The sequence below is a fragment of the Oleiphilus sp. HI0066 genome (assembly GCF_001635725.1).
In genome coordinates, this window is the sequence record NZ_LWFH01000001.1 from 46541 (window position 1) to 69230 (window position 22690).

Here is a 22690-nt window from a genome sequence, read left to right on the forward strand (position 1 = left end):
CGCCTAATTTTGAACAGGGCGTTTGCGTGGCGAGCGCCCTACTCCTTTTTTAGATTCTGCATTTTTGTTCCCAGTCTGTTTATTGCTACTTTTCTTAGGCTTGTTCTGTTTTGGCTTGCCTCTAGCCCAAATATCTTTATTTGCCTGACTCTTTTTAGCCTTGTCGCGAGACTTGTTGCCGTGTCCGTCGCTGTTATTAGCTTTTTTCTTGTTTTTATCCGGCTTGCCTGAGGCAGACATATTCGTTGAGCTGGTCTGATTAAAAGCATCGACTTTGGTCTTATTTTTCTTCGGTTTTTTCGCCTTAATTGGTTTTAAAGTCTGCGGAGATGCTGGCAATGCATTTTGAGCTTCGAAGCCTTTTATGTCTTCTCTTGGAATATGCTGCTGAATCAAACGCTCTATTCCGACGAGTTCTTTATATTCTTCTGCCGTGACTAACGAGACAGCTTTCCCTGCCATGCCAGCGCGCCCGGTGCGACCAATACGATGCACGTAATCCTCAGCTACATGCGGTAAATCAAAGTTCACGACTTGAGGTAACTGATCAATATCAATTCCTCGCGCGGCAATATCGGTAGCAATAAGCGCTTGTAAATCACCGCTTTTAAAGTCTGATAGCGCCCTTGTTCTAGCTCCTTGACTCTTATTACCATGAATCGCGGCTGCTTTAATTCCAGACTTAATCAGTTTTTGGCTTAGCTTGTTCGCGCCGTGCTTTGTCCGACAAAAGACGAGCACTTGATACCATTGATGGCGTTTAATTAAGGTAATTAAGGCTTGTGACTTGTTAGCTTTATCAATTGGAATAACTAATTGATCGACAGTTTTCGCGGCAGAATTTTTTGGCGATACAGAGATCTCAACGGGATCATGAATCAAGCCTTTCGCTAAATTACGAATGTCATCGGAAAATGTCGCTGAGAACAGCAGATTTTGTCTGCGCTTGGGCAATAGCGCGATAACGCGGCGAATATCATTAATGAAGCCCATATCCAGCATTCTGTCGGCTTCGTCTAGAACAAATACGTCAATCTGATCGAGCTTTACGGCATTCTTTTCACATAAATCAAGTAAGCGTCCAGGCGTTGCAACTAATACATCAATACCCTTTCTTAACTTCAACATCTGAGGGTTAATCTTCACCCCTCCAAACACAACTGCAGAGCGCGTATCAGAGAATTGACTGTAATCTTCTAAACTCTGGTGCACCTGAGCTGCAAGCTCTCGCGTTGGTGTAAGAATGAGTACTCGGACCTGATTGGCCTTTACACGAGCTTTTCCTTCAAGGTACTGAATAATAGGAAGTGTAAAGCTAGCAGTTTTGCCTGTACCCGTTTGCGCGGCAGCCATCACATCTTGCCCTGTTAATACGGCAGGAATAGCCTCTTGCTGGATTGAGGATGGTGTCTTATAACCTTTTAACTCAATTGCTTTTAGGATATTTCGATTAAGGCCAAGCTCTTCAAAGTACATTAAGTATTCGTTCTCAGTATGTGGGGGAAGAATGCGCGCGAAGTATAGGTGGGATTAAGCTTTTACGATACATAAACTTCATCATTCGTATGCTAGTAGGTCAAAACACGCACTGCGAGCTTGGTGCGACGATCTATTTATGTCACGATAAAAACAAATAATTAAGTGCTTAGGCGCATTCTTGAGCTTCGCTCAAGACATACTAAATAAGCTGACAATAACGATACTAATAAATTCCGATATGTCGAACGTCTATACGATAATCAAGCTACTAGCGTTAACGCTAATCATTAGTGGCTGCGCAACAAGTTTTGATCGAACCAATATTCGCCCTGGTGAACGGGTATATGGCCCCGCGGTTTCAGTCGTTGTACCCACAGAAAAGTCTTGGTTTGCTGTCGATTACGGTACAGGAAACCGAATCAAATTAAGTCAACTCAACTATGACGACAGTTACTCGTTGAAGGTTGCGGTGAATAGAGGGCCAGCTTTCGGAATGTTTGAATCAGCGCAAGCGCATCTCTCAGCCTATCGTGAAAATGTGAATGACGACGCGGTTGAAGGGCTGATTGTTCACGGTCGAGATTCTTGGGCTGCTGAAGAATACGGTAATAAATGTATCACCTATGCAGAACAATTAGAAGATTGGCGTGGTCGCAATAATGCAGGCCCTGCTCTCGTTGATGTATATGGTTTGGTCTGCCCGCATCGTGGCTTGCCAAATATTTTGGTCAACGTTGAATTATCACGACGTTATGAAGTGAACGCCCCAAGGATTAACGTTCAAAACTATGCAGAACAAGTGTTTAAATCAATTGAGTACGCTGGGGTCGACTAAAGCATCTTAAGCCTTATAATGCTGCGGTTTATAGAAAAAACCGCTTAATATTAAAAGGGTGTATGCATGCTTCATACGATTAATGTTCTGAACTCCACATTTGCATCTATTGCTCGCTCTTGGCGAGGAACATCTAGTACGAAAGAGCATTATCAGCCCGAAAAACCGATTATCCTGTTTGATCGTGAAGGCGATCCGGAATGCCGTCTTGTTCGAGAAACGCTTACCGCGCTCAATCTTGATGTCACCATCATGCCCTGTCCAATCGGTGGAGAAAACATCAAACGGCTTCGTCGAGATTCAGGCACTGATCAAGTACCTGTTCTGTACGACACAAATGTCGAAGAAAGTAGAAAAGGTGCATCCGATATTATTCAGTACCTTTTTAAGCAATATAAAGGTGTAGACGCACCATCACGCACACAAATCACACCTCAACAAATGCGTCGATCAAAGCTTTCTTCTTTAATACGGCTAAATGCTGGAATTAAAGCTAAGCCCTCGAAGTCCACACAACAGCCGTTAACACTTTATAGTTTCGAATCGAGCCCATTTTCTCGCATAGTCAGAGAAAGACTGTGCGAACTAGAATTGCCTTATCAATTGATTAATCTTGGTAAGCAGCAAAAAGAGGATATGGGCCCTGCTAAATTTCGTTTTCATCGCGGTGAATACCGCCCTGTTCCAGAATCAAAACGTGAGGCATTTTTAGAAAAATGGGGCAACGTTCAGGTCCCATTTCTTGTCGACCCCAATACAGATACAAACCTTTTTGAATCTGCAAAGATTGTCGATTATTTAAATCAGCAATACGCGAAGTAACTCTATTTTTATTGCTCTAACTTTTTAATTGCTCCAAGGCATCAATGAAAAACATTCTGGTCAACTCAGATCTTTTTAGTGACTCAACGTCACAAGCTAATCGTATCGCTTGCTACCAAAACGCCAAGCCCTATCTGATTAGCGAAATCATTCAAAACAAGCAAAAAAGCCTGACCTTAGTCATTACCAATGATATGCAAGAAGCAAACGCCTTGGTGAAGGCCTTGGAATTTTTAGGCGACGAAAGTGAAAGCGGTAAGGCATTTATTCTTCCAGACTGGGAGACCTTACCCTATGACAATTTTTCTCCCCACGAAGACATTATTTCTCAGCGTCTATCGACCTTAGCGGCGTTGCGCAGTATGCAAAATGGCGTATTGGTAGTGCCTGTTCAGACCCTGCTTCAGCGCTTGCCGCCCGTTGACTTCATTGCCGCTAATTCGCTGTCTTTGCAAATAGATGGTCGGTTTAATCCCGATGATTACCGACGCTCGCTCGAGCAGGTTGGCTACCGCCATGTCGATACCGTCTATGAGCACGGTGAGTATGCAGTTCGTGGTTCAATATTTGATGTCTACCCAATGGGTAGCGAATTTCCAATTCGTATAGAGTTATTTGACGACGAAATTGAAAGCCTTCGAAGTTTCGATCCAGAAACGCAAAGATCCAAAGAAAAGCTAAAGAGTATCGAACTACTGCCTGCGCACGAATTTCCGTGGGACAGAGCTTCTAGGCTTGCATTTCGTAATCGTTGGCTAGACCAGTTCGATGAGAAAAGCTTCAGCGCGCCAATACTACGCGACATCAAAGAAGGCATTAAACCGCACGGCATTGAGTACTATGCACCTTTGTTTTTTGAATCGATGGCTTCGCTATTTGAGTATTTACCTTATAGCACACAGCTAATCTTTAACGCAGGCTTTGACGATACTTTAAAAGCTGTGTGGGCCGAGATTAACGAACGCTATGAAGATAGGCGCCACGATGTTCAGCAACCTATCCTAGCGCCTCATACGCTGTTTCTTGCTGCGGATGAATGTTTTAGTGAAATCAACAAGCTTCAACGTATTGAGCTCGATACAAACAACACCCGTTCAGATCATGGGTTTGTTGCTAACGCGAAAGATCTTCCTGATCTGACGATTGATGATCGTTTGGACATTCCTGCTTTTCGAATAAAAGAATTTCAGAAAGACTTTCCGGGGAAATTAATCGTTATTTCGGAAAGCGCCGGTCGCAGAGAGTCATTACAAGATTTGTTTAAAGATCATCAAATTGAATTTGATCATTCGCAAACATGGCAAGATACCTGTGATTCGGATTCTAGCGGCCTATCTCTCGTCGTAGGTCCAATTGAGTCAGGGTTTATTCTTGGTGACGATTCGATGGCAGTTGTAACGGAAACCGAGCTTTTCGGTCAACTCGTTCGCCAAACCTATAAGCGGCGCACCTCAGCAGAGTCCCAAGATAACTTTGTGAAAAGTCTTACAGAGCTACGCTTAGGTGCGCCAGTAGTTCATATTGATCACGGCGTTGGGCGTTACAAGGGCCTCGAAACAATCACTGTTGACGGAATGACAGATGAGTTTCTTACGCTCGAATACGATAGTGGCTCAAAGCTTTACGTACCAATTGCGTCATTAAATTTAATTTCTAGGTATAGTGGTACAGATGAGTCACTCGCACCATTACACAAACTTGGAACAGATCGCTGGAGCACGACTAAGCAAAAAGCTCTAGAGAAAATACGCGACACTGCAGCTGAGTTACTCGAAGTCTACGCAAAGCGCGCAGCAAAAAAAGGCTTCAAATACAGTCACCCGAAACAAGCCTATCGCGCCTTTTGCGCAGGCTTTCCTTTTGAAGAAACTCCGGACCAAGCAGTTGCAATCAACGCTGTAGTTCAGGATATGACTAAAGATCAGCCTATGGATCGATTGGTCTGTGGGGATGTCGGCTTTGGCAAAACCGAGGTCGCAATGCGTGCTGCATTCATCGCGAGTTACTCTAGCAAGCAGGTCGCTGTTTTAGTCCCTACTACTCTGCTCGCACAACAGCATTATCAAAGTTTTCTAGATCGGTTTGCAGATACGGCAGTAAATGTAGAGCTGATTTCTCGTTTTAAAACTGCAAAAGAACAAGGCAAAGTTTTGGAGCGTGTTGAATCTGGTGAAGTCGATATCCTCGTCGGCACGCATAAGCTGATTCAAGGAAACATTAAATTTAAGAACTTGGGCTTACTAATCATCGATGAAGAGCACAGGTTCGGGGTGCAACAAAAAGAGAAACTCAAAGCTCTACGTGCCGAAGTAGATATACTCACATTAACGGCAACCCCAATTCCGCGAACATTGAATATGGCGATGGGTGGTGTGCGTGATTTATCGATTATCGCAACACCACCAGCCAAACGTTTATCAGTTAAGACCTTCGTAAGGCAAAAGCAAGATGCTTTGATACGTGAATCTGTACTGCGTGAAATACTGCGCGGCGGCCAAGTCTATTACTTATTCAATGATGTCAAGAATATCGAAAAAGAAGTCGAGTTCTTGCAAAAACTCATACCTGAATCTCGTGTTGGTTTCGCACATGGGCAAATGCGTGAGCGCGAGCTTGAGCAAGCAATGTCAGACTTCTACCACCAACGCTTCAATGTTCTCGTTTCCTCAACAATCATTGAAACGGGCATCGATATTCCAAATGCAAACACCATAATCATCGACCGCTCAGATAAGTTTGGCCTAGCTCAACTTCATCAATTGCGCGGGCGCGTAGGTCGATCTCATCATCAGGCTTATGCATATTTATTGACGCCAGCAGAAAAACGACTGACTCGCGATGCTGAAAAACGTTTAGAAGCGATTACAGCAGCTCAAGAATTGGGCTCTGGCTTTATGCTAGCAACGCACGACTTAGAGATAAGAGGCGCAGGTGAATTGCTGGGCGAAGAGCAAAGCGGGCAAATTCAAAGTGTTGGCTTCTCTCTGTACATGGAGCTTCTAGAGCAGGCTGTTCAATCACTTCAAGATGGCAAAGAGCTTAATATAGAAGAAGCGATGCATGGTACAGAGGTAAATCTTCGAATACCTGCATTGATACCAGATGATTACTTGCCTGACGTGCATTCACGACTTGTGCTCTACAAACGCATCTCTAGCTGTAAAAACAATGACGAATTGAAAGACTTGCAAATCGAAATGATCGATCGCTTTGGTTTGTTACCCGAACCGAGCAAAAACTTATTACGTCAGACAGAATTGAAACTCCAAGCAGAGAAGCTTGGCATTGTGAAGGTCGATGCGGGTGCAACTAGTGGGTCGTTAGAGTTTGGCAAAACAACCGACATTGACCCATTAACATTGGTTCAGCTCGTTCAAAAATCTCCGCATATATATCGCCTCGAAGGCGCGAGTAAGTTACGATTTGAGCTTAAAGCAACTACAGCCGACCAGAAGATTGAAGAAATCAAATCGCTGCTTAAGACATTGGCGCAACCGGCGCATAATCGCTAAGGATATATTTTGAGTTTACGTATTGGGTTACCATTCAAAGCACTGTTATGCGCTACGACCTTTATCCTCAGCAGCCCCATGTTCGCTGAAGAAGCTCCCCTAGACCACGACGCTATCGAAAAACCTATCGATAGATATCAAATTGAGTTTGTATTATTCAAGCAACAAAACCCTGATCTTGAGGTTTTGGTTTTTGAGAAAGTGCGAACGCCAATTGAACCTAGCAGCTCTAATAATTTCTTGTACGAGTATCTTGATTCTTCGCTAACCGCAACTCAACTACTACAGCCTCAGAAAGAAGATCAACGCCTTATTGATATTCCACGCCAGTTTGATGAGAAAGGCATTGATATTTTAGCTAGAGGCGCATGGCAACAAGAGATCGATAACGACACTAGAACACTTCCTATTATTTTGACGGGCTCTAATATCGACTTGGAAGAAACAACAGATTCGTCTGGAAATAACGATGCAAAACAGATGTTCGGATTTGAAGAATTTTACGGCGAACTTACTATCCGTCGATCGCGATATATGCACGCCGAGATCGATCTAGATTACATGTTTAAGCGGCCAGTCTCTTACTACTCATTAATCGACTACCTTCAAGATCCTTTCCCGAAGGCTTCATTTTTTCAATTGCTATTCATCTCAGATGAAGATCTAGTTAGTGGCGGCGTGCAAGAAGATAACGGTGAAATTGTTATTAAGTCTTTTAACTTCAATCAAAGTAGGCGAATCAAAAACAATGAGATTCACTATTTAGATCACCCCTACTTAGGCCTGATCGTCACTATTTCAAAATTGAAGCTTCCGGAATATCCATAATGGCGATGATATGGGTTGATGCCGACGCCTGCCCAAAGGCAATAAAAGAAATTCTACTTCGTGCGTCGAAGCGAACCGGCATTGAGATTACATTCGTAGCAAATCATCATATCCCGATTCCCTCAGGTTATCCGCAGGTTAAAAGCGTCACAGTTTCGACTGGATTTGACGTGGCAGACGATCTGATTGAAGAACAATCTGAACCTAATGATTTGGTGATTACTCAAGATATTCCATTGGCTGACGCGGTGCTTACTAAGGGCGCAAAAGTCATTAATACTCGGGGACAAAGCCTGACCAAGGAAAATATTAAGCAGCGCTTAAATATGAGAGATTTTCTAGAGATGATGCGTTCAAGCGGAGTTCAAACGGGAGGTCCAAAAGCGCTATGTCCTCGAGAAATACAGGATTTCGCTAATGTCTTAGATAGATGGCTAGCGAAGATCCCAAAGTAAGGGAGCGGCCATCTACAGTCGATTAAACAGGCATTAGGTTGTAGATAGGTACTGACTTAAAATAGCCTCAACAGATTTTATACCTGACTCTAAAGCCTCCCTGATTTCTTCCATCGTTATGGCTTCTAAGCCATGTAACCCAGCAGCCCAATTTACACTCACAGCAAGGCAGGCGTAATTTAATTCAAGCTCAATCGCGAGCGACGCTTCAGGCATACCAGTCATGCCGATCATGTCACCACCATCTTGCTTGATTCGCATCACCTCTGCTGCACTTTCGAGACGAGGGCCGTTAGTAGCGGCATACACCCCGCAAGGTAAGATATCGATGTTCTGATCGCGAGCAGCGGTGATTAAACCCTTTCTGATCGACTGTGTGTAAGGTTCAGTAAAGTCGATATGACCAAGTTTACCGTCACTACCATCATATATCGTATGTTCCCTTCCCCATGTGTAATCAATAATTTGATCTGGCACTGCCAGCGCCTTGGGTGGCATATGACTATGTATCCCGCCAACCGCGTTGATGGCTATAACATCTTTAACGCCTAGCTGCATTAAAGCATGCATGTTTGCACGATAGTTAATCTTATGTGGAGGAATGTTATGTGGTTGCCCGTGACGAGCTAAAAAAACAATATCTTTTCCTGCGAGGGTTCCTTTTTGAAATATTCCACTCGGCGCACCGTATGGAGTATCAAGATTGCAGTCTTCTTTTAGCTCAAAGTTACCAAGTTGGTTTAAGCCGGTTCCACCAATAATTGCGTGCATATTAACCTTCGTTTGTACGCTGAGACGGCATCAACTGCAAACCGCTTGAAGTAAGTTCTGGAAGGTGGACTGTCGATGTAGGGAATGCGAACTCGGCGCCCTCACCTTCAATAATGTTTATAACTTGAACAAGAACATCTTGCTTCACTGAATGATACTCAATCCAGTCAGTCGTCTTCGTAAACGTATAGATAAAGAAGTCGAGAGATGACGCGCCAAACGAGTCAAAATTTACAATTAATGTTTGCTTAGTATCGATATCAGGATGCTTCTTAAGCATCGCCTTAACCTTAGCAACAATGTTCTCGAGCTGATCAGAGTCGTCATAACGGACGCCAATTTTTTCATAGATTCGACGGTGACTCATACGTGATGGGTTTTGTACTGAAATATTTGCGAATGCCTGGTTTGGTACGTATAGCGGTCGCTTATCAAAGGTTCGAATTGTCGTTAAACGCCAACCGATTTTCTCTACGGTACCTTCAATTTCTTGATCAGGAGAGCGAATCCATTCGCCAACTTTGAACGGTCTGTCCAAATAGATCATCAGCCCGCCGAAGAAGTTCGCTAGCAAGTCTTTCGCCGCAAAACCAACAGCAATGCCGCCAATACCACCAAAGGCTAATACACCACTAATACTGAAACCTAATGTCTGTAAAACAACGAGAACTGCAGTGATAATAATCGAAGCCCGAAGAAGTTTACCCAATGCGTGCACAGTAGTTTCATCGATAGGCTCCTCAACTCTATCTGGATCGATAAGCAAGGTTTCTGTTTGCGCAATAAACCCTACTACGAACCAAGTTAGACAGAAGATAACCCCGATACGCTGAATTGGCTCAACAAAATCGAAAACAACTACGTTTGAGTATTGATCGGCAGTATATGCCGCCATGGAAAGGCCGACGATCCAGATACCAAGGGACACAGGACGTCTTGCTGCGTGTAGTAATGCATCGTCCCATAAATTCTCCGTCTTGGTGAACTGGATTTCGACTCGTTTGAATATCCGTTTTGAAATATAACTTGCTAATGCTGTGAGTACGACAACAGCGAAAATTTCAATGACACTACGCACACCGGAATTCGTATATCCAAGGTCGGCTAGAAACTGATTACTAGACTCCAGAAAATCCATTTAGCTTACACCTTATTATTTATATTCTTGACGATTTCTTGAGCATTCTGCCAACGCACAGACCCTATTAGAGTGGATCGATTTTCAACAATACGCTTACGCATCTTATTAATACGCGTGCGTGAAACATCAGAGTAATCTGACAAATCAGCTTCTAACACAATCTGCTCAGCCGCTTCTGAGTTATTACACACTAAGATCATATCGCACCCTGCCTGAAGAGCTGCCTTAGCACGATCTAAAAATGAGCCTGCAACACTAGCGCCTTCCATCGTAAGATCATCGCTAAAGACAACACCATCAAAGTGTAGCTCCTGTCTCAAAATTTGCTGTATCCATGTTTTTGAGAAACCAGCTGGTTCGGGGGAGACTGACGGATAAATTACGTGCGCAGGCATAACTGCATCCATTCCGTCCTGCGCTAGATCAGCAAAGACTTTTAAGTCACGCGCAAAAACATCATCTTTCGAACGCTCATCGATTGGTATTGCAACATGGGAGTCAGCAGCGACCGCTCCATGCCCAGGAAAATGTTTACCCGTCGTAGCCATACCTGCATCGTGCATCCCCTCCATAAATGCTTTGGCAAGAACAGACAAAACATGAGGATCTGACGAAAAAGAACGATCACCTATGACTGCCGAGATGCCATCGTCGATATCTAGTACTGGCGCAAAACTTATATCAATATCTATGTCTATTAATTCGCTTGCCATTAACCAGCCAAGTTCACGAGCATATGAAAGTCCACGTTCTGGTTCAACAGAATAAAGTTCACCTAGTCTCGCCATTGGCGGTATATGCGTAAACCCATCACGAAATCGCTGTACTCGTCCACCTTCATGATCCACAGCAATTAAGATATTCGGGCGCGCGTCACGGATTTCGTTAACGAGCGTGACAAGCTGCGACTTAGAATCAAAGTTACGTGTAAATAGAATTAATCCGCCTACTTGCGTATTTTGTATCAACTGAGTTTCGCGATCGGAGAGTTGCAAGCCTTCGATGTCTAACATCACTGGGCCGAGTGGGGTCTGATTCATAGTCGTATTAATTCTGTATCTGTACTTGTGTATAAATTGGAGTCTGATCAAACAATGTAATTACATCATCACAACGCATCCGAATGCACCCATGTGACAACGGCTGATCAATTGGCTCTTGATCAGGAGTACCGTGGATATAAATATAACGATTCTTGCTATCAACCTCTCCTAGACGGTTGAAGCCTGGCTCGCAGCCGCTCAACCATAGTATGCGTGACAATATCCAGTCTTCATTAGGTTCAGCTAGATATCGAGCTTCAGTAAATGACTTTATTTGTGGGGTTCGCGCCTTAAACACCGTATCGCGGGAAAGCTGGTGACCGATTTTGTGCTTAACAATGTGATATCCGAGCGGGGTACAAAAAGAACCTTCAAGTTGACCGCTGCCATTCTTCGCAGTAGAGACTGGATAAACTGTGCGGTTTCCGTGTAAGTCAAAACTATGAAGTTCTTGCTTGGATAGAAATATGAGAATGCGTTGAATCATTTAGCTAACCTCTTAAAGCCGAAAAAAGATTAGCAATACAACAAGATCTAATCGAGTTAATTAACGTCCATTGCTGGAGCGGTTATCCCCGCCAACATATATGGAACAATTAGATCAACGATTTCCTCAGGATTAGCCTTCGCGTCTTTACTATTTTCTAGAATTTCAGTTAATGGCTGAATGCTCGACATCGTAAATGCGATCGAGCCCAAAGTGAATTGTGTACGCCAAAAACGCTCTTTAGTGCTTAGCTCTGGCGTACTCAAACGGACAAGTTCTAGAAAGAGTCTAAATGTCTTAGCGTACTCTTGCTCTAAGTAAAGACGCAGGTGCCCTTGCGATTGAGTATATGCCAAGCCCATTAAGCGCATAAATACCGCAACACCATTTTCGTGACTGCTAGGAATCTTTAGCAGGCTATGCATGTACAGTTTTAAGATATCCTCTAGGCTAGGAATATTATCCTTCCCCCAGCCATGTTCTTTTGAGGTATCTTCCATAATCTTACTGAGAGGACCAAGAAAGCGAGAAAAAACAGCCTGAATCAACGCGTTCTTTGAGCCAAAGTGATAGTTTACAGCCGCTAAGTTGACGTTAGCCTTGCTAGTAATCATTCTTAAGGACGTTTCAGAGAAACCTTTTTCGGCGAAAAGGAGTTCAGCAGCATCTAAGATTTTGTCAACGGTTTCTAATTGAGGCATTTAAGATAATCTATTCTAAACAACTGTTTCAAACATACGTTTGACCACGCAAGCTGTCAAGAATTGCCTTGTTAATTTGTCTAAGGTGACAAATTAATTTCCCCGCCCTCGCTCAAATAAATCGTTTGCAGTTTTTTATAAGCGCGCTGTGCTTCAACGACGAACTGCGCATAGAGGCGAAAATGGCGTGGGCTGCTCAACACACGATGAAGCTGATTAGCTTTTGAATATTGGATTAGAACGTTAAATTGATTGTTATATAGATGTTGATTGTAACGACCGAGTGCTGAGCAACGCCAGGCTAAGCCACCCACACCCTCAAGAAATTGAACATGTGATCTTGCCTGGGACACCAAGAGGTTTCGTTTCGCCGCCAGCTCATAAAGTGTCGCTCTGCCAGTCACAATGCTTTGAAGACTAGTGAATGCCAATACACAACACAGCACAAAAACGCCGAAAGAGATCCCAGCAATTACTGGGTGAACGATGCCTGTCAACGCGACGATAAAGGCACCGAGCGAAACGCTCCCACCCATCAAAAAAATATCACGCATTTTCTTAGCTTGATCAAACTCCCAATTGTTCGGGTAATCATCAAGCGTTAAGGAAGGTATGCTCAACAGATTTACTCTTTCGCAACTTGCCAATAGCCTTTGTTGCATCGCTATATCGTGTTGAGTTGCTTCGTCTACAGGAGAGCTTAGTAATGTTTTAGGTCTATTCGTATTCGGATCATGCGAACTATAACTTGCAGAAGCATCTCCACTGCGGCTCTTAGTTTCGCCTAGTGGTGGGTTTTGACCATGCGCTTTATCAGGAATATCTTTTTTTCTATCAGGGTTGCTAGCCAACGAAGAAACATCATCTCGAGTACTTGCACGACCCTCTCCATGATTAACTTTAGACAAGCGATAAATCCTTCTGTAAATTTGCCAATGTTATCGGCGTAACCGACAAAAACTTTAGCAAATTAACGCGATTTGAGAGGACTGATGTTTACAGGAATCGTACAAGGCAAAGCCAAGATTATAGATATAGAAAACTTTGAAGGTTTGAAACGCTTTAAGGTTGAGTTTCCCACTGACGCACTAAAAGGGCTTCAACAAGGAGCAAGTATTGCTCTTAACGGCGTATGCCTAACAGTAACCGAATACTCTATAACAAGCTCAATTGCAAAGTTTGATGTGATGATCGAAACATTGTCCGTTACAAATCTTAATATGCTTAACATATCAGATAGCGTTAACTATGAACGCGCTGCCACCTTTGGAAAGGAGATCGGCGGGCACGTGATGTCTGGCCACATCTCAGACACAGTCACTCTTGTTAAGCGCATAGAAACGGAAACCAATTGCGAGCTAGTATTTAGCATCTCAGATAAGCTACAAAAATACGTTTTGCCAAAAGGTTTCGTTGGCCTTAATGGATGTAGTTTAACTATTGGATCAGGAGTAACGGATCAGTTTAGCGTCTATTTGATACCTGAAACGCTTAATATGACGACCTTTGGAACGATGTCCGAAGGGGACATAGTAAACTTAGAGATCGACCCTCAAACTCAAGCAATAGTCGATACGGTAGAGAGATACTTGAAAAGGGGTCAATAATTGATCCCTTTTTCTAATGCGCAGAAATTGTAAGGTTTGTACCTTCGATTACAAAGTCAGTAAAGTACACTTCTCCAATACTTTGCTCAGTTCTCCCAAACTGTATGTGAGGAATATCCCAGTCCCAGCGAACGTTAATGTCGTAAATGGATACGCCGTCGACACCAATATCCTGAATATTCGTCAGACTTCCACTGCTAGCATACTGAGTCAATTTATCGTATTCAGGAATAATATCCATCACAGCGCCAATCTTTTTCTCAACACTTGCATAACCAAAGTAGCCTAACGTGTCGGCACCACGTTCGTTATGAATTCGCATATCGCGAATAGTTAAATAAGGATTTTTGGCTTGTTGAGGGACGGCAGGGTTTTGAACATTGTTGGTGCTATCTACGTCTAAATCTTCAACTCTAAATTTGGTATCGATGTAAATATGAGAATCACCTAATCTGACTCCGTCAGGTTCGCCTTCTTCGTCAGTTTGTGAAAAACCATTGCCGTTATTCGTGATCAAAATATCAACATACCCAAGATATGCTTCTATAGTGAGATTACGAGTCAATACAGTCTCAACGTCACCATCCGATGAACGAATACCAAATTCACCTTGAGTCACCTTAAGGTCAATGGCGTTCTTCATTTTGTCTAAATTGTCTGCATAGTCAGCAGGGGTATTCGCAAGTGTAGTGCTCGAAAAGTCAATCAAGCCATAGTCAGTCGCGCTCACATGGATTAATAGGTCGCCATCGTCTAGATTTTTACCTATTTCACCAGTCACCGAATCTTTATATTCATTGATAGCCCAAGCAACATCGTCTTCATTTGGGTCCAAAAAACCTAGCTCTGCCCACTGAGCATATTCCGAAAAGCCCATAGCTAGTCGTTCATTTGGCCCCGAGATATCAACTGTAGCCCTGATATTATCGACCAAGCCTCCGTCGATACCTTCAAAAGCTAAGTCCCTCATGAAGATGCTACCGGCGTCTACATATTCGAATTCCGCGATTGTGTACTTAGTTTCGATATCAATGGTCAAGCCCGCCTGACCACGAATATCTTGCATTTCCTCATTTTCAAGTGCTCTGAGTTCAGCGAAAGAAAATAGCGGAAGAGCACTCGTTAGCGCACAGGTAAAAGGAACTAGCAATTTTCGGAATGTCGTGCTGATCGACATGACGGACTACTCTGCTGTTAGGTTGTTTTTATTAGATAGCTCATATCGAGCAAGCGTGTTACAAACTTTAACATTAAAAAGTGTATTTTTTCTACGCTATAAAACGCAAACTGAGACCATGCGTGATGCAAGTCTCAGTTTGAAATGGGATAAATAGTTTCAAAATTGACCTATATCAATTTAGGCTGGACGCAGCATTCCTTTATCCTGAATAAAGCTGATGATTTCATCTAGCCCATGCTTGGCATTCATGTTTGTAAAAATAAAAGGTTTATCTCCGCGTTGAGCTTTGGCATCGCGGTCCATTACCTCTAGTGAAGCATTTACCTGCTCTGCGACATCGATTTTATTGATAATCAATAAATCAGATTTCGTAATGCCCGGACCACCTTTACGTGGAATTTTATCCCCAGCACAAACGTCGATTACATAAATAGTTAGATCGGATAACTCTGGACTGAATGTCGCACTCAGGTTATCGCCACCGCTTTCAACGAAAACAAGTTCCAAGCCTTCATGCTTATCTTGTAATTCATCGATCGCAGCAAGATTCATTGAAGCGTCTTCGCGGATTGCGGTATGCGGACAACCACCAGTCTCAACGCCCATAATCCTATCTTCGTCTAGCGCTTCATGACGTAATAAAAACTGAGCGTCTTCTTTCGTATAGATGTCGTTTGTTACGACTGCCATGTTGTAACGATGACGTAACTCTGAACAAAGGTTTTTTAATAAGGCCGTTTTGCCTGAGCCAACAGGCCCTCCGATTCCAACACGCAAACACTGTGTGGTCATGTTAACTCCTAAATAATCTTGAATATTGGGTTTCGTGCAGCGCACTAAAAATAACTTGCCCAGGCAAGGAGCCATATACTTCGCCCTCACCCGCAGAAATAGATCTTTCGATAAGCTCTCGAGACTCAAGTAATATAGACTGCGCGTCAGTCTGGCCAAGAGGGATAGCCTTACAAGCAACTGCGGCCTGGTTTTCTAACCAACTCCAGAGAAAGGCCACCTTAAGCTCATCAATGGACAAACCTAAACCTTTTGCAGCATACGCGTACGCAGCTAGGAAACTTGGTTTCGAAGGCATTGCTACAGGCAAACTCGTAATAGCGTCTTGAGTGCGGATCAAACGCCGAAGACTTTGCCCAAGATTAAGCTCCTCGCTATACAGTTCACTTGTTTCACGACTAGCGAAAACGAGCTCATTCAAATCTTCAAATTCGCTCTGATCTTCGTTTTCCAAAGCGTGATATAACTTACTTAGCAAAGGAATATCGAGCTGACAAAGACCGAGTCGAATATAATCAAAACACCAAGCGCGCAAGCTTTCACGATCACTCACTCGCTCCGTCTCAATGACTTTCTCAAGCCCCTGAGAATAGGCAAACGACCCTATGGGGAGAGTCGGGCTAGCCAAATACAGTAAGCCGATCATTTTAATATTACTCTCTTAATGATGGTGATGATGGCCACCGGCGTAGGCGCCTGACTCAGGGTCAAACCCAGCTTCTACAGTCTTCGTAGATAGCCCGAGCTGCTGCATCATTTCTTCTAATATGTAATCAGGCCGCATACGCAGGCTTAATTTATCGATTTGAATAGGCACATGTCGATTGCCCAAGTGATAACAGCATTTGCTGAAAACCAACCAATCGTCACATGATCCTTCGATCAAGTTCTCTTTGGCAGATTGAACAAGAACGAGTTCACCATCTTTCGTCTCGAGAATATCGCCATTTCTCAGGGCTTTGCCGCGCTCTAAAAATAGGCCGATATCCTGCCCAGCGGTTGTTACCGCTTTTAATCGTCCTTTAGATCTTTGATCGTAATCAAGTACGACTGTATGCGTGATCTCGCGAGTAAGTTCACCGTGATGATGGTGCTTTTTATCTACTTTTAACATTTGTAATTATTTAATACCTAAAATAAGAAAAAGCGCTGAGCCAAAGGTAATTCAGCTAAGGGCTCACAATGCAGCAAAACTCCATCCGCTCGCACTTCATAATTCTGTGGATCTACTTCTACGACTGGCATTTCAGCGTTATGAATCATATCTTGCTTTTTAACTGTACGAACCGATTTACATGGCTCTAGGCGACGCGCTAAACCGTACTTTTCTTTTATGTTCGCATCGTATGCGGCCTGAGATACAAAAGTTACGCTCGTTGCATTAACGGATCGCCCCATTGCGGCAAACATTGGGCGATAATGCACTGGCTGCGGCGTTGGAATCGAAGCGTTCGGGTCACCCATTGGTGCTGCGGCAATCGCTCCACCTTTCAGAATCAAGCTAGGCTTGGTCGCGAAAAACGCCGGCTTCCACAAGACCAAGTCAGCAAGCTTACCCACTTCAATGCTACCGACCTCATGCGCAATACCATGCGTAATTGCTGGATTAATCGTATATTTGGTGATGTATCGTTTCGCTCGAAAGTTATCGCAACCTAGGTCCTGATCTTCCTTAAGCAAACCTCTCTGAACTTTCATTTTATGTGCAGTTTGCCAAGTTCGACTAATCACTTCACCGACACGACCCATCGCTTGAGAGTCTGATGCGATCATAGAAAACGCACCTAGGTCATGCAAAATATCCTCAGCGGCAATGGTTTCTTTACGAATACGCGAATCAGCAAATGCAACGTCTTCTGGAATATTAGGATCTAAGTGATGACACACCATCAACATATCTAAGTGTTCATCGATAGTGTTGATCGTATAAGGTCTTGTTGGATTCGTAGACGAAGGCAAAACGTTTTCATAGCCACACGCCTTGATAATATCTGGAGCATGACCACCGCCCGCCCCCTCAGTGTGATACGTATGAATGCCACGCCCTTTGAATGCAGCGATGGTATCTTCGACAAATCCGGATTCGTTCAAAGTGTCCGTATGGATAGCAACCTGAACGTCATATTCTTCTGCAACAGACAAACAGTTATCGATAGACTGCGGCGTAGTACCCCAATCCTCGTGTAGTTTAAGCCCAAATGCCCCAGCCTTGATCTGTTCAGCAATAGGTTCTGGCTGACTGACATTTCCCTTACCTAAGAACCCAAAGTTCATTGGAAGGTCGTCAGTACCTTTCATCATGCTTTCAATATGCCACGGACCAGGTGTACAAGTAGTTGCATTAGTACCCGTAGCAGGCCCTGTTCCTCCGCCGAGCATGGTTGTCGTACCAGACATTAATGCTTCTTCGACTTGTTGAGGACAAATGAAGTGAATGTGTGCATCAACAGCGCCAGCAGTTAGAATCTGCCCTTCGCCAGCAATAACTTCTGTCCCTGGGCCGACATTAATTGTGATACCTTCTTGTGTATCAGGATTGCCAGCTTTACCAATTGCCCAAATACGACCATTTTTTATCGCCACATCAGCTTTAACTATACCCCAATGATCAAGAACGAGCGCGTTAGTAATAACGGTATTGGCGACTTCATCAGATATAGCCTGACTTTGCCCCATACCATCACGAATGACCTTGCCGCCGCCAAACTTAACTTCATCGCCATATACCGTGTAATCTTTCTCAACTTCAATAATAATTTCGGTATCGCCTAGGCGGACTCGGTCACCAGTCGTGGGGCCAAACATATTGGCATAGGCTTCTCTTGAAATTTTACTCATTATAAATCTCCCTATACCTTACCCATCACATCACCACGGAAGCCATATATCTCTTTTTTACCGGCAAATTCCACTAGGTTAACAGTACGCGACTGACCTGGTTCAAATCTAACTGCAGTACCAGCTGGTATATCTAAGCGCTTCCCTTTAGCTTCGTTACGATCGAATTCAAGCGCCAAATTTGTCTCTGCAAAATGATAGTGAGAGCCAACTTGAATAGGTCTATCACCCGTATTGGCCACCTTAATCGCAGTAACGGGTCGACCAGCATTAAGCTCGATCTCGCCTTCTTTAATAAAATACTCACCAAGCTTCATGTTCGCTCCTAAACAATCGGGTTATGGACAGTAACAAGTTTCGTTCCATCAGGAAAAGTCGCTTCAACCTGTACTTCATGTAGTAGGTCAGCAATGCCATCCATCACATCGTTACTAGAAAGAATCTGGCGCCCTTCGCTCATCAACTCCGCGACCGTTTTACCGTCTCTGGCACCTTCCATAATCGCAGCAGAAATAAGTGCGACCGCCTCAGGGTAATTTAGCTTTACGCCTCGTGCGAGCCTACGCTCGGCAACGAGTGCAGCGGTAAAAATCAACAATTTGTCTTTTTCTCTCGGACTGAGTTCCATAGTAATTCCTTGTTAAGTCAGGTAAGCCATATTCTCGGCATAACTGGTTCTTGTTCTAGTACTGCTAAACGCAACCCTTGCCATACTTTTATAAATGCGTTTCTAAGCATCTCAATATCATCGCTGAGCGCCCTAATCATCAGTACGCCGTTACGCTGCGTTGCGGCCATGCGGAGTGTTTCATCATTAACGAGTAGCTCTCTCGCCTGCTCCGTCCAAGCGACATAATGTTCTATTTTCTTCGGTACGACGATAAACAAACTGCCCATATGAAGGTGCCCCATCATGCCGACTGGGCTAGATAGTATTGTTAGATCGTCATCCGTCTTAAATCCCTCATGTAAAACTAATTTGCCATCAATCTTAATTTGGAGAAGCTGGTCTAAGCTGCCGCTCTTAAAATGGTACCCACCATGAGGACGCCCGAAACTTAACATATCCCACGCAATAAATTTGGAAGATTTACTAAGATTAATTGACGTCGAAAGCTTGCCGTTTGCGCGATCGAATAAAATATTTTCTTGAGGAAGAAACTCCAAGGTCGCGTTATCGGCAACATTGAGTTCTATATTTTGAGTTTGAACAACGTTTTCTGAGTCTGCGCCATAAAGTTTGCCGGCAGAAGGCGTTGTAATAAAACTTTCCGCACCTTCGTTGACATCAACAGAAATATCGATTTTATCGCCACTTACCATCCCACCCGGGGGGTGAAGCAAGTAGGTGTGACATCGTCCTTGCTCGGGATAAAAAGGTCTCTGCACGCGCAAAGGCCCTTTAAAACGCATATCACTGACGATCGTTCTGTTACTTTTTAACGCATAAGATAAGTGAAGATTAGCCTCCCAAGCACGGTCTGAACCATAGCTTGAAAGGCCATCTAAAGGATTGTGGACTGCTGCATTCATCTTTCTTTAATTTAAACCGAAGCGAGCAGGTAGTTTATACCGTTAAGTACTCCCTAACCAAGTCATCATTTAATTCTTCTAAACCACCCATAGCCACTTTTCGGCCGCGATCCATGATTATGAAGTTATCTGATGTACGACGAACAAAAGGAAGCTTTTGCTCCACTAGAAGTACAGTAAGCCCAATATCCTTATTTAGTTTGCGAATGATATCGCCGATTTCCTGAACAATATTCGGTTGAATCCCTTCAGTAGGCTCATCCAAAATCAGTAGCTTTGGGTCGAGCACTAGCGCACGTCCAATAGCAAGCTGTTGTTGCTGGCCGCCACTTAAATCTCCGCCTCGTCGATGCTTCATGTCGTGCAGTACAGGGAAGAGTTCATAAATAAAGTCAGGAATTTGCTTCTTTTTATCCTTGCGGATTGGCAATCCAATTTGAAGGTTCTCTTCGACTGTAAGCATAGGAAATATCTGACGCCCTTGAGGTACATATCCAATTCCACTTGGCGCACGCTGCTCCGCACTCAAACTAGTTAAATCTTTATCTCCTAGCTTTATGCTCCCAGATGCTGGCTGGATAAGCCCCATTACGCAGTTAAGCAAGGTGGTTTTCCCAACACCATTGCGCCCCATCAGACAGGTGCACTTACCCTCTTCTATTTCAATATCGAGATCCCAAAGAGTATGACTTTCACCATAAAATTGGTTCAAATTCGAAATACTAAGCATCATTACTCTCCGAGATACACTTCTTTAACTTTAGGATTATTTTGAACTTCATCCATGGTCCCTTCGGCCAACACAGAACCTTGATGCAATACGGTCACGGTTCTCGCGATTGAACGCACAAAATCCATATCGTGTTCTACTACAACCACGGAATGCTTTCCTTCTAATGAAATCAAAAGCTCTGCCGTTCTATCCATCTCTTGGTGAGTCATTCCAGCTACAGGTTCATCAACCAACAATAATCTCGGTTTTTGCATAATAAGCATCCCAATCTCAAGCCATTGCTTTTGGCCATGAGACAATGATCCTGCCCGTTTAATTGACTCGTCTTTCAAGCCAATCAAGGTTAAGGTCTCATCAATAAGATCTAGTTGCTCACCAGATAGCTTCGCTAGCAAAGTCCCTACAACTGACTTATTACCTGCCATCGCTAGCTCTAGATTTTCAAAAACACTCAGCTCTTCAAACACTGTAGGCTTTTGAAATTTCCTACCGATCCCAGATTCTGCAATCTCAGGCTCATCCATGTTGAGTAGATTAATATTCTGCCCGAAATAAACACTGCCAGTATCGGGGCGCGTCTTACCAGTAATAATATCCATCATGGTCGTTTTACCGGCACCATTTGGACCGATAATGCAGCGCAGCTCGCCCTCATTGATATATAGATTCAAGTCGTTAATAGCCTTAAACCCATCAAAGCTAACACTCACGTCCTCGAGATATAGAATGCAACCCTTATCCACATTTAATTTCGGGTTATCCATTGGTTGGATAAAATCGAATACACGATCCTTATGGCGGACGGCATCTATGTAGCCTGTAAACATATCGCTCATGCTGCAGCCTCCTTACGCGCCATTAGACCAGCCACACCTTTTGGTAAAAATATTGTGGTCACGACAAACAAGCCACCCAGGGCAAACAACCAAACTTCGGGAAGTACGCCGGTAAAGTATGTTTTGGCATAGTTAACAAATATCGCCCCTACAACAGCGCCGTAGAGTGTCGCTCGACCGCCTAATGCCACCCATACAACCAACTCGATTGAATTCAAAGGAGAGAATTCATTCGGATTGATAATGCCAACTTGTGGCACATACAACGCGCCTGCAATACCTGCTAATGCTGCTGAAAAAGTCCAAATCCATAGCTTAAAGTTTTCAACTTTGTACCCAATAAAGCGCGTTCTTGATTCCGCATCCCGAATCGCCATCGCCAGACGACCAAGCTTCGAGGTCACAATAAATCGACAAGCAATATAACCGCATGCAAGCGCGAGGGCAGACAAGCCAAACAAGGTCAGCCTTGTCACATCAGACTGAAGATCAAACCCTAAAATGTCTTTAAAGTCTGTCAATCCGTTATTGCCACCAAAGCCCATCTCGTTTCTGTAGAAAGCGAGCATCAAAGCAAAGGTTAAAGCTTGCGTGATGATTGAAAGGTATACACCAGTCACACGAGAACGAAACGCTAACCAACCAAATACGAACGCTAAGACACCAGGGGCAACAACCACCATAAGCGCGGCGAACCAAAATTGGTCAAAGCCGTGCCAGAACCAAGGCAGCTCACTCCAGTTTAGGAACACCATAAAATCAGGCAATACTGGATCTCCGTATACACCACGATCACCGATTTGACGCATTAGATACATGCCCATCGCATATCCGCCTAAAGCGAAGAATGCACCATGACCAAGGCTAAGAATACCCAAGTAACCCCAAATCAAATCGACCGCGACAGCCAAAAGAGCAAACGTTAAATACTTGCCCAACAAAGTAACGGTATACGTTGGAATATGCAGTGCGCTGCCTGCCTCAAACATGGTGTTACAGATAACAACCAAGAAGGTCAGCGCTGCAAGCACTCCAAGAAAGATTTTTGTCGCTTTATCAAAGACGACATTATTATCTGTTTGAATAGAACTGATCAT

The 22690-nt window shown here is 43.7% G+C and carries 24 protein-coding genes; 6 read left to right on the top strand and 18 right to left on the bottom strand.

Annotated features, from left to right (window positions below):
• Window positions 1–3 precede the first annotated feature (3 nt).
• Complete coding sequence (locus tag A3738_RS00205) at window positions 4–1476, bottom strand: DEAD/DEAH box helicase (RefSeq protein WP_068763256.1); 1473 nt, start codon at window positions 1474–1476, stop codon at window positions 4–6.
• Window positions 1477–1717: 241 nt separating this feature from the next.
• On the opposite strand from A3738_RS00205, the gene A3738_RS00210 reads away from it, so the two are divergent.
• From A3738_RS00210 to A3738_RS00230, 5 genes are all read left to right on the top strand, one after another.
• Window positions 1718–2314, top strand: a complete 597-nt coding sequence (locus tag A3738_RS00210) for a hypothetical protein (RefSeq protein WP_068501347.1) — start codon at window positions 1718–1720, stop codon at window positions 2312–2314.
• Window positions 2315–2380: 66 nt separating this feature from the next.
• Window positions 2381–3136, top strand: a complete 756-nt coding sequence (locus A3738_RS00215) for a glutathione S-transferase N-terminal domain-containing protein (RefSeq protein ID WP_068503489.1) — start codon at window positions 2381–2383, stop codon at window positions 3134–3136.
• A gap of 44 nt (window positions 3137–3180) precedes the next feature.
• Entirely contained in the window at window positions 3181–6648 is a 3468-nt protein-coding gene (gene mfd, locus A3738_RS00220) for a transcription-repair coupling factor (protein WP_082878643.1), read from the top strand.
• Between the two features lie 9 nt (window positions 6649–6657).
• A complete protein-coding gene (locus A3738_RS00225; RefSeq protein ID WP_156502894.1) occupies window positions 6658–7476 on the top strand; it encodes a CsiV family protein in 819 nt (272 codons plus the stop codon).
• Window positions 7476–7931, top strand: coding sequence for a YaiI/YqxD family protein (locus tag A3738_RS00230; protein WP_068503483.1), 456 nt, complete (start codon window positions 7476–7478; stop codon window positions 7929–7931). Before A3738_RS00225 ends, A3738_RS00230 begins: the two co-directional genes overlap by 1 nt.
• Before the next feature lie 33 nt (window positions 7932–7964).
• On the opposite strand, the gene A3738_RS00235 is transcribed toward A3738_RS00230, so the two are convergent.
• The 6 genes from A3738_RS00235 to A3738_RS00260 all read right to left on the bottom strand — a co-directional run bounded on the left by A3738_RS00235 (window position 7965) and on the right by A3738_RS00260 (window position 12982).
• Entirely contained in the window at window positions 7965–8702 is a 738-nt protein-coding gene (locus A3738_RS00235) for an S-methyl-5'-thioinosine phosphorylase (protein ID WP_068481836.1), read from the bottom strand.
• Between the two features lies 1 nt (window position 8703).
• Window positions 8704–9840 carry a mechanosensitive ion channel family protein gene (locus A3738_RS00240; protein ID WP_068481833.1) on the bottom strand — a complete coding sequence of 379 codons (1137 nt, stop codon included), beginning with the start codon at window positions 9838–9840 and terminating at the stop codon, window positions 8704–8706.
• Window positions 9841–9845: 5 nt separating this feature from the next.
• On the bottom strand, window positions 9846–10883 hold the full coding sequence (nagZ, locus tag A3738_RS00245; RefSeq protein ID WP_068481829.1) for a beta-N-acetylhexosaminidase: 1038 nt from the start codon (window positions 10881–10883) through the stop codon (window positions 9846–9848).
• 7 nt (window positions 10884–10890) lie between these two features.
• A complete protein-coding gene (locus A3738_RS00250) occupies window positions 10891–11373 on the bottom strand; it encodes a L,D-transpeptidase (RefSeq protein ID WP_068481826.1) in 483 nt (160 codons plus the stop codon).
• Between the two features lie 56 nt (window positions 11374–11429).
• Complete coding sequence (locus A3738_RS00255) at window positions 11430–12074, bottom strand: TetR/AcrR family transcriptional regulator (protein ID WP_068473877.1); 645 nt, start codon at window positions 12072–12074, stop codon at window positions 11430–11432.
• An 80-nt stretch (window positions 12075–12154) separates the two neighbouring features.
• A complete protein-coding gene (locus A3738_RS00260) occupies window positions 12155–12982 on the bottom strand; it encodes a hypothetical protein (RefSeq protein WP_068503480.1) in 828 nt (275 codons plus the stop codon).
• An 84-nt stretch (window positions 12983–13066) separates the two neighbouring features.
• Between A3738_RS00260 and A3738_RS00265 the strand changes: the two genes are divergently transcribed.
• Window positions 13067–13681 carry a riboflavin synthase gene (locus tag A3738_RS00265; protein ID WP_068481822.1) on the top strand — a complete coding sequence of 205 codons (615 nt, stop codon included), beginning with the start codon at window positions 13067–13069 and terminating at the stop codon, window positions 13679–13681.
• A 13-nt stretch (window positions 13682–13694) separates the two neighbouring features.
• Here the strand turns inward: A3738_RS00265 and A3738_RS00270 are convergent, their stop codons facing one another.
• The 11 genes from A3738_RS00270 to urtC form a co-directional block, all read right to left on the bottom strand.
• Window positions 13695–14858 carry a DUF6160 family protein gene (locus A3738_RS00270; protein ID WP_068481819.1) on the bottom strand — a complete coding sequence of 388 codons (1164 nt, stop codon included), beginning with the start codon at window positions 14856–14858 and terminating at the stop codon, window positions 13695–13697.
• 180 nt (window positions 14859–15038) lie between these two features.
• Window positions 15039–15653 carry an urease accessory protein UreG gene (ureG, locus tag A3738_RS00275; protein WP_068481442.1) on the bottom strand — a complete coding sequence of 205 codons (615 nt, stop codon included), beginning with the start codon at window positions 15651–15653 and terminating at the stop codon, window positions 15039–15041.
• A 1-nt stretch (window position 15654) separates the two neighbouring features.
• Complete coding sequence (locus A3738_RS00280; RefSeq protein ID WP_068481816.1) at window positions 15655–16299, bottom strand: urease accessory protein UreF; 645 nt, start codon at window positions 16297–16299, stop codon at window positions 15655–15657.
• Between the two features lie 15 nt (window positions 16300–16314).
• Window positions 16315–16767 (bottom strand): urease accessory protein UreE, encoded by a 453-nt coding sequence (gene ureE / locus A3738_RS00285; RefSeq protein WP_068481813.1) that lies wholly within the window; start codon window positions 16765–16767, stop codon window positions 16315–16317.
• Between the two features lie 17 nt (window positions 16768–16784).
• Complete coding sequence (ureC, locus tag A3738_RS00290) at window positions 16785–18491, bottom strand: urease subunit alpha (RefSeq protein WP_068503477.1); 1707 nt, start codon at window positions 18489–18491, stop codon at window positions 16785–16787.
• Window positions 18492–18502: 11 nt separating this feature from the next.
• Entirely contained in the window at window positions 18503–18808 is a 306-nt protein-coding gene (locus A3738_RS00295; RefSeq protein WP_068479121.1) for an urease subunit beta, read from the bottom strand.
• Between the two features lie 8 nt (window positions 18809–18816).
• The gene (ureA, locus tag A3738_RS00300) at window positions 18817–19119 is read right to left on the bottom strand and encodes an urease subunit gamma (RefSeq protein WP_068479118.1); all 303 of its coding nucleotides are present in this window, start codon (window positions 19117–19119) and stop codon (window positions 18817–18819) included.
• A gap of 17 nt (window positions 19120–19136) precedes the next feature.
• Entirely contained in the window at window positions 19137–20024 is an 888-nt protein-coding gene (locus A3738_RS00305) for an urease accessory protein UreD (protein ID WP_068503474.1), read from the bottom strand.
• 34 nt (window positions 20025–20058) lie between these two features.
• Window positions 20059–20754: an urea ABC transporter ATP-binding subunit UrtE gene (gene urtE, locus A3738_RS00310; protein WP_068479113.1), complete on the bottom strand. Its 696-nt coding sequence runs from the start codon at window positions 20752–20754 to the stop codon at window positions 20059–20061.
• A gap of 2 nt (window positions 20755–20756) precedes the next feature.
• On the bottom strand, window positions 20757–21593 hold the full coding sequence (gene urtD / locus A3738_RS00315) for an urea ABC transporter ATP-binding protein UrtD (protein WP_068479109.1): 837 nt from the start codon (window positions 21591–21593) through the stop codon (window positions 20757–20759).
• Window positions 21590–22690, bottom strand: coding sequence for an urea ABC transporter permease subunit UrtC (gene urtC / locus A3738_RS00320; RefSeq protein ID WP_068479106.1), 1101 nt, complete (start codon window positions 22688–22690; stop codon window positions 21590–21592). The genes urtD and urtC overlap by 4 nt, the downstream gene beginning before the upstream one ends.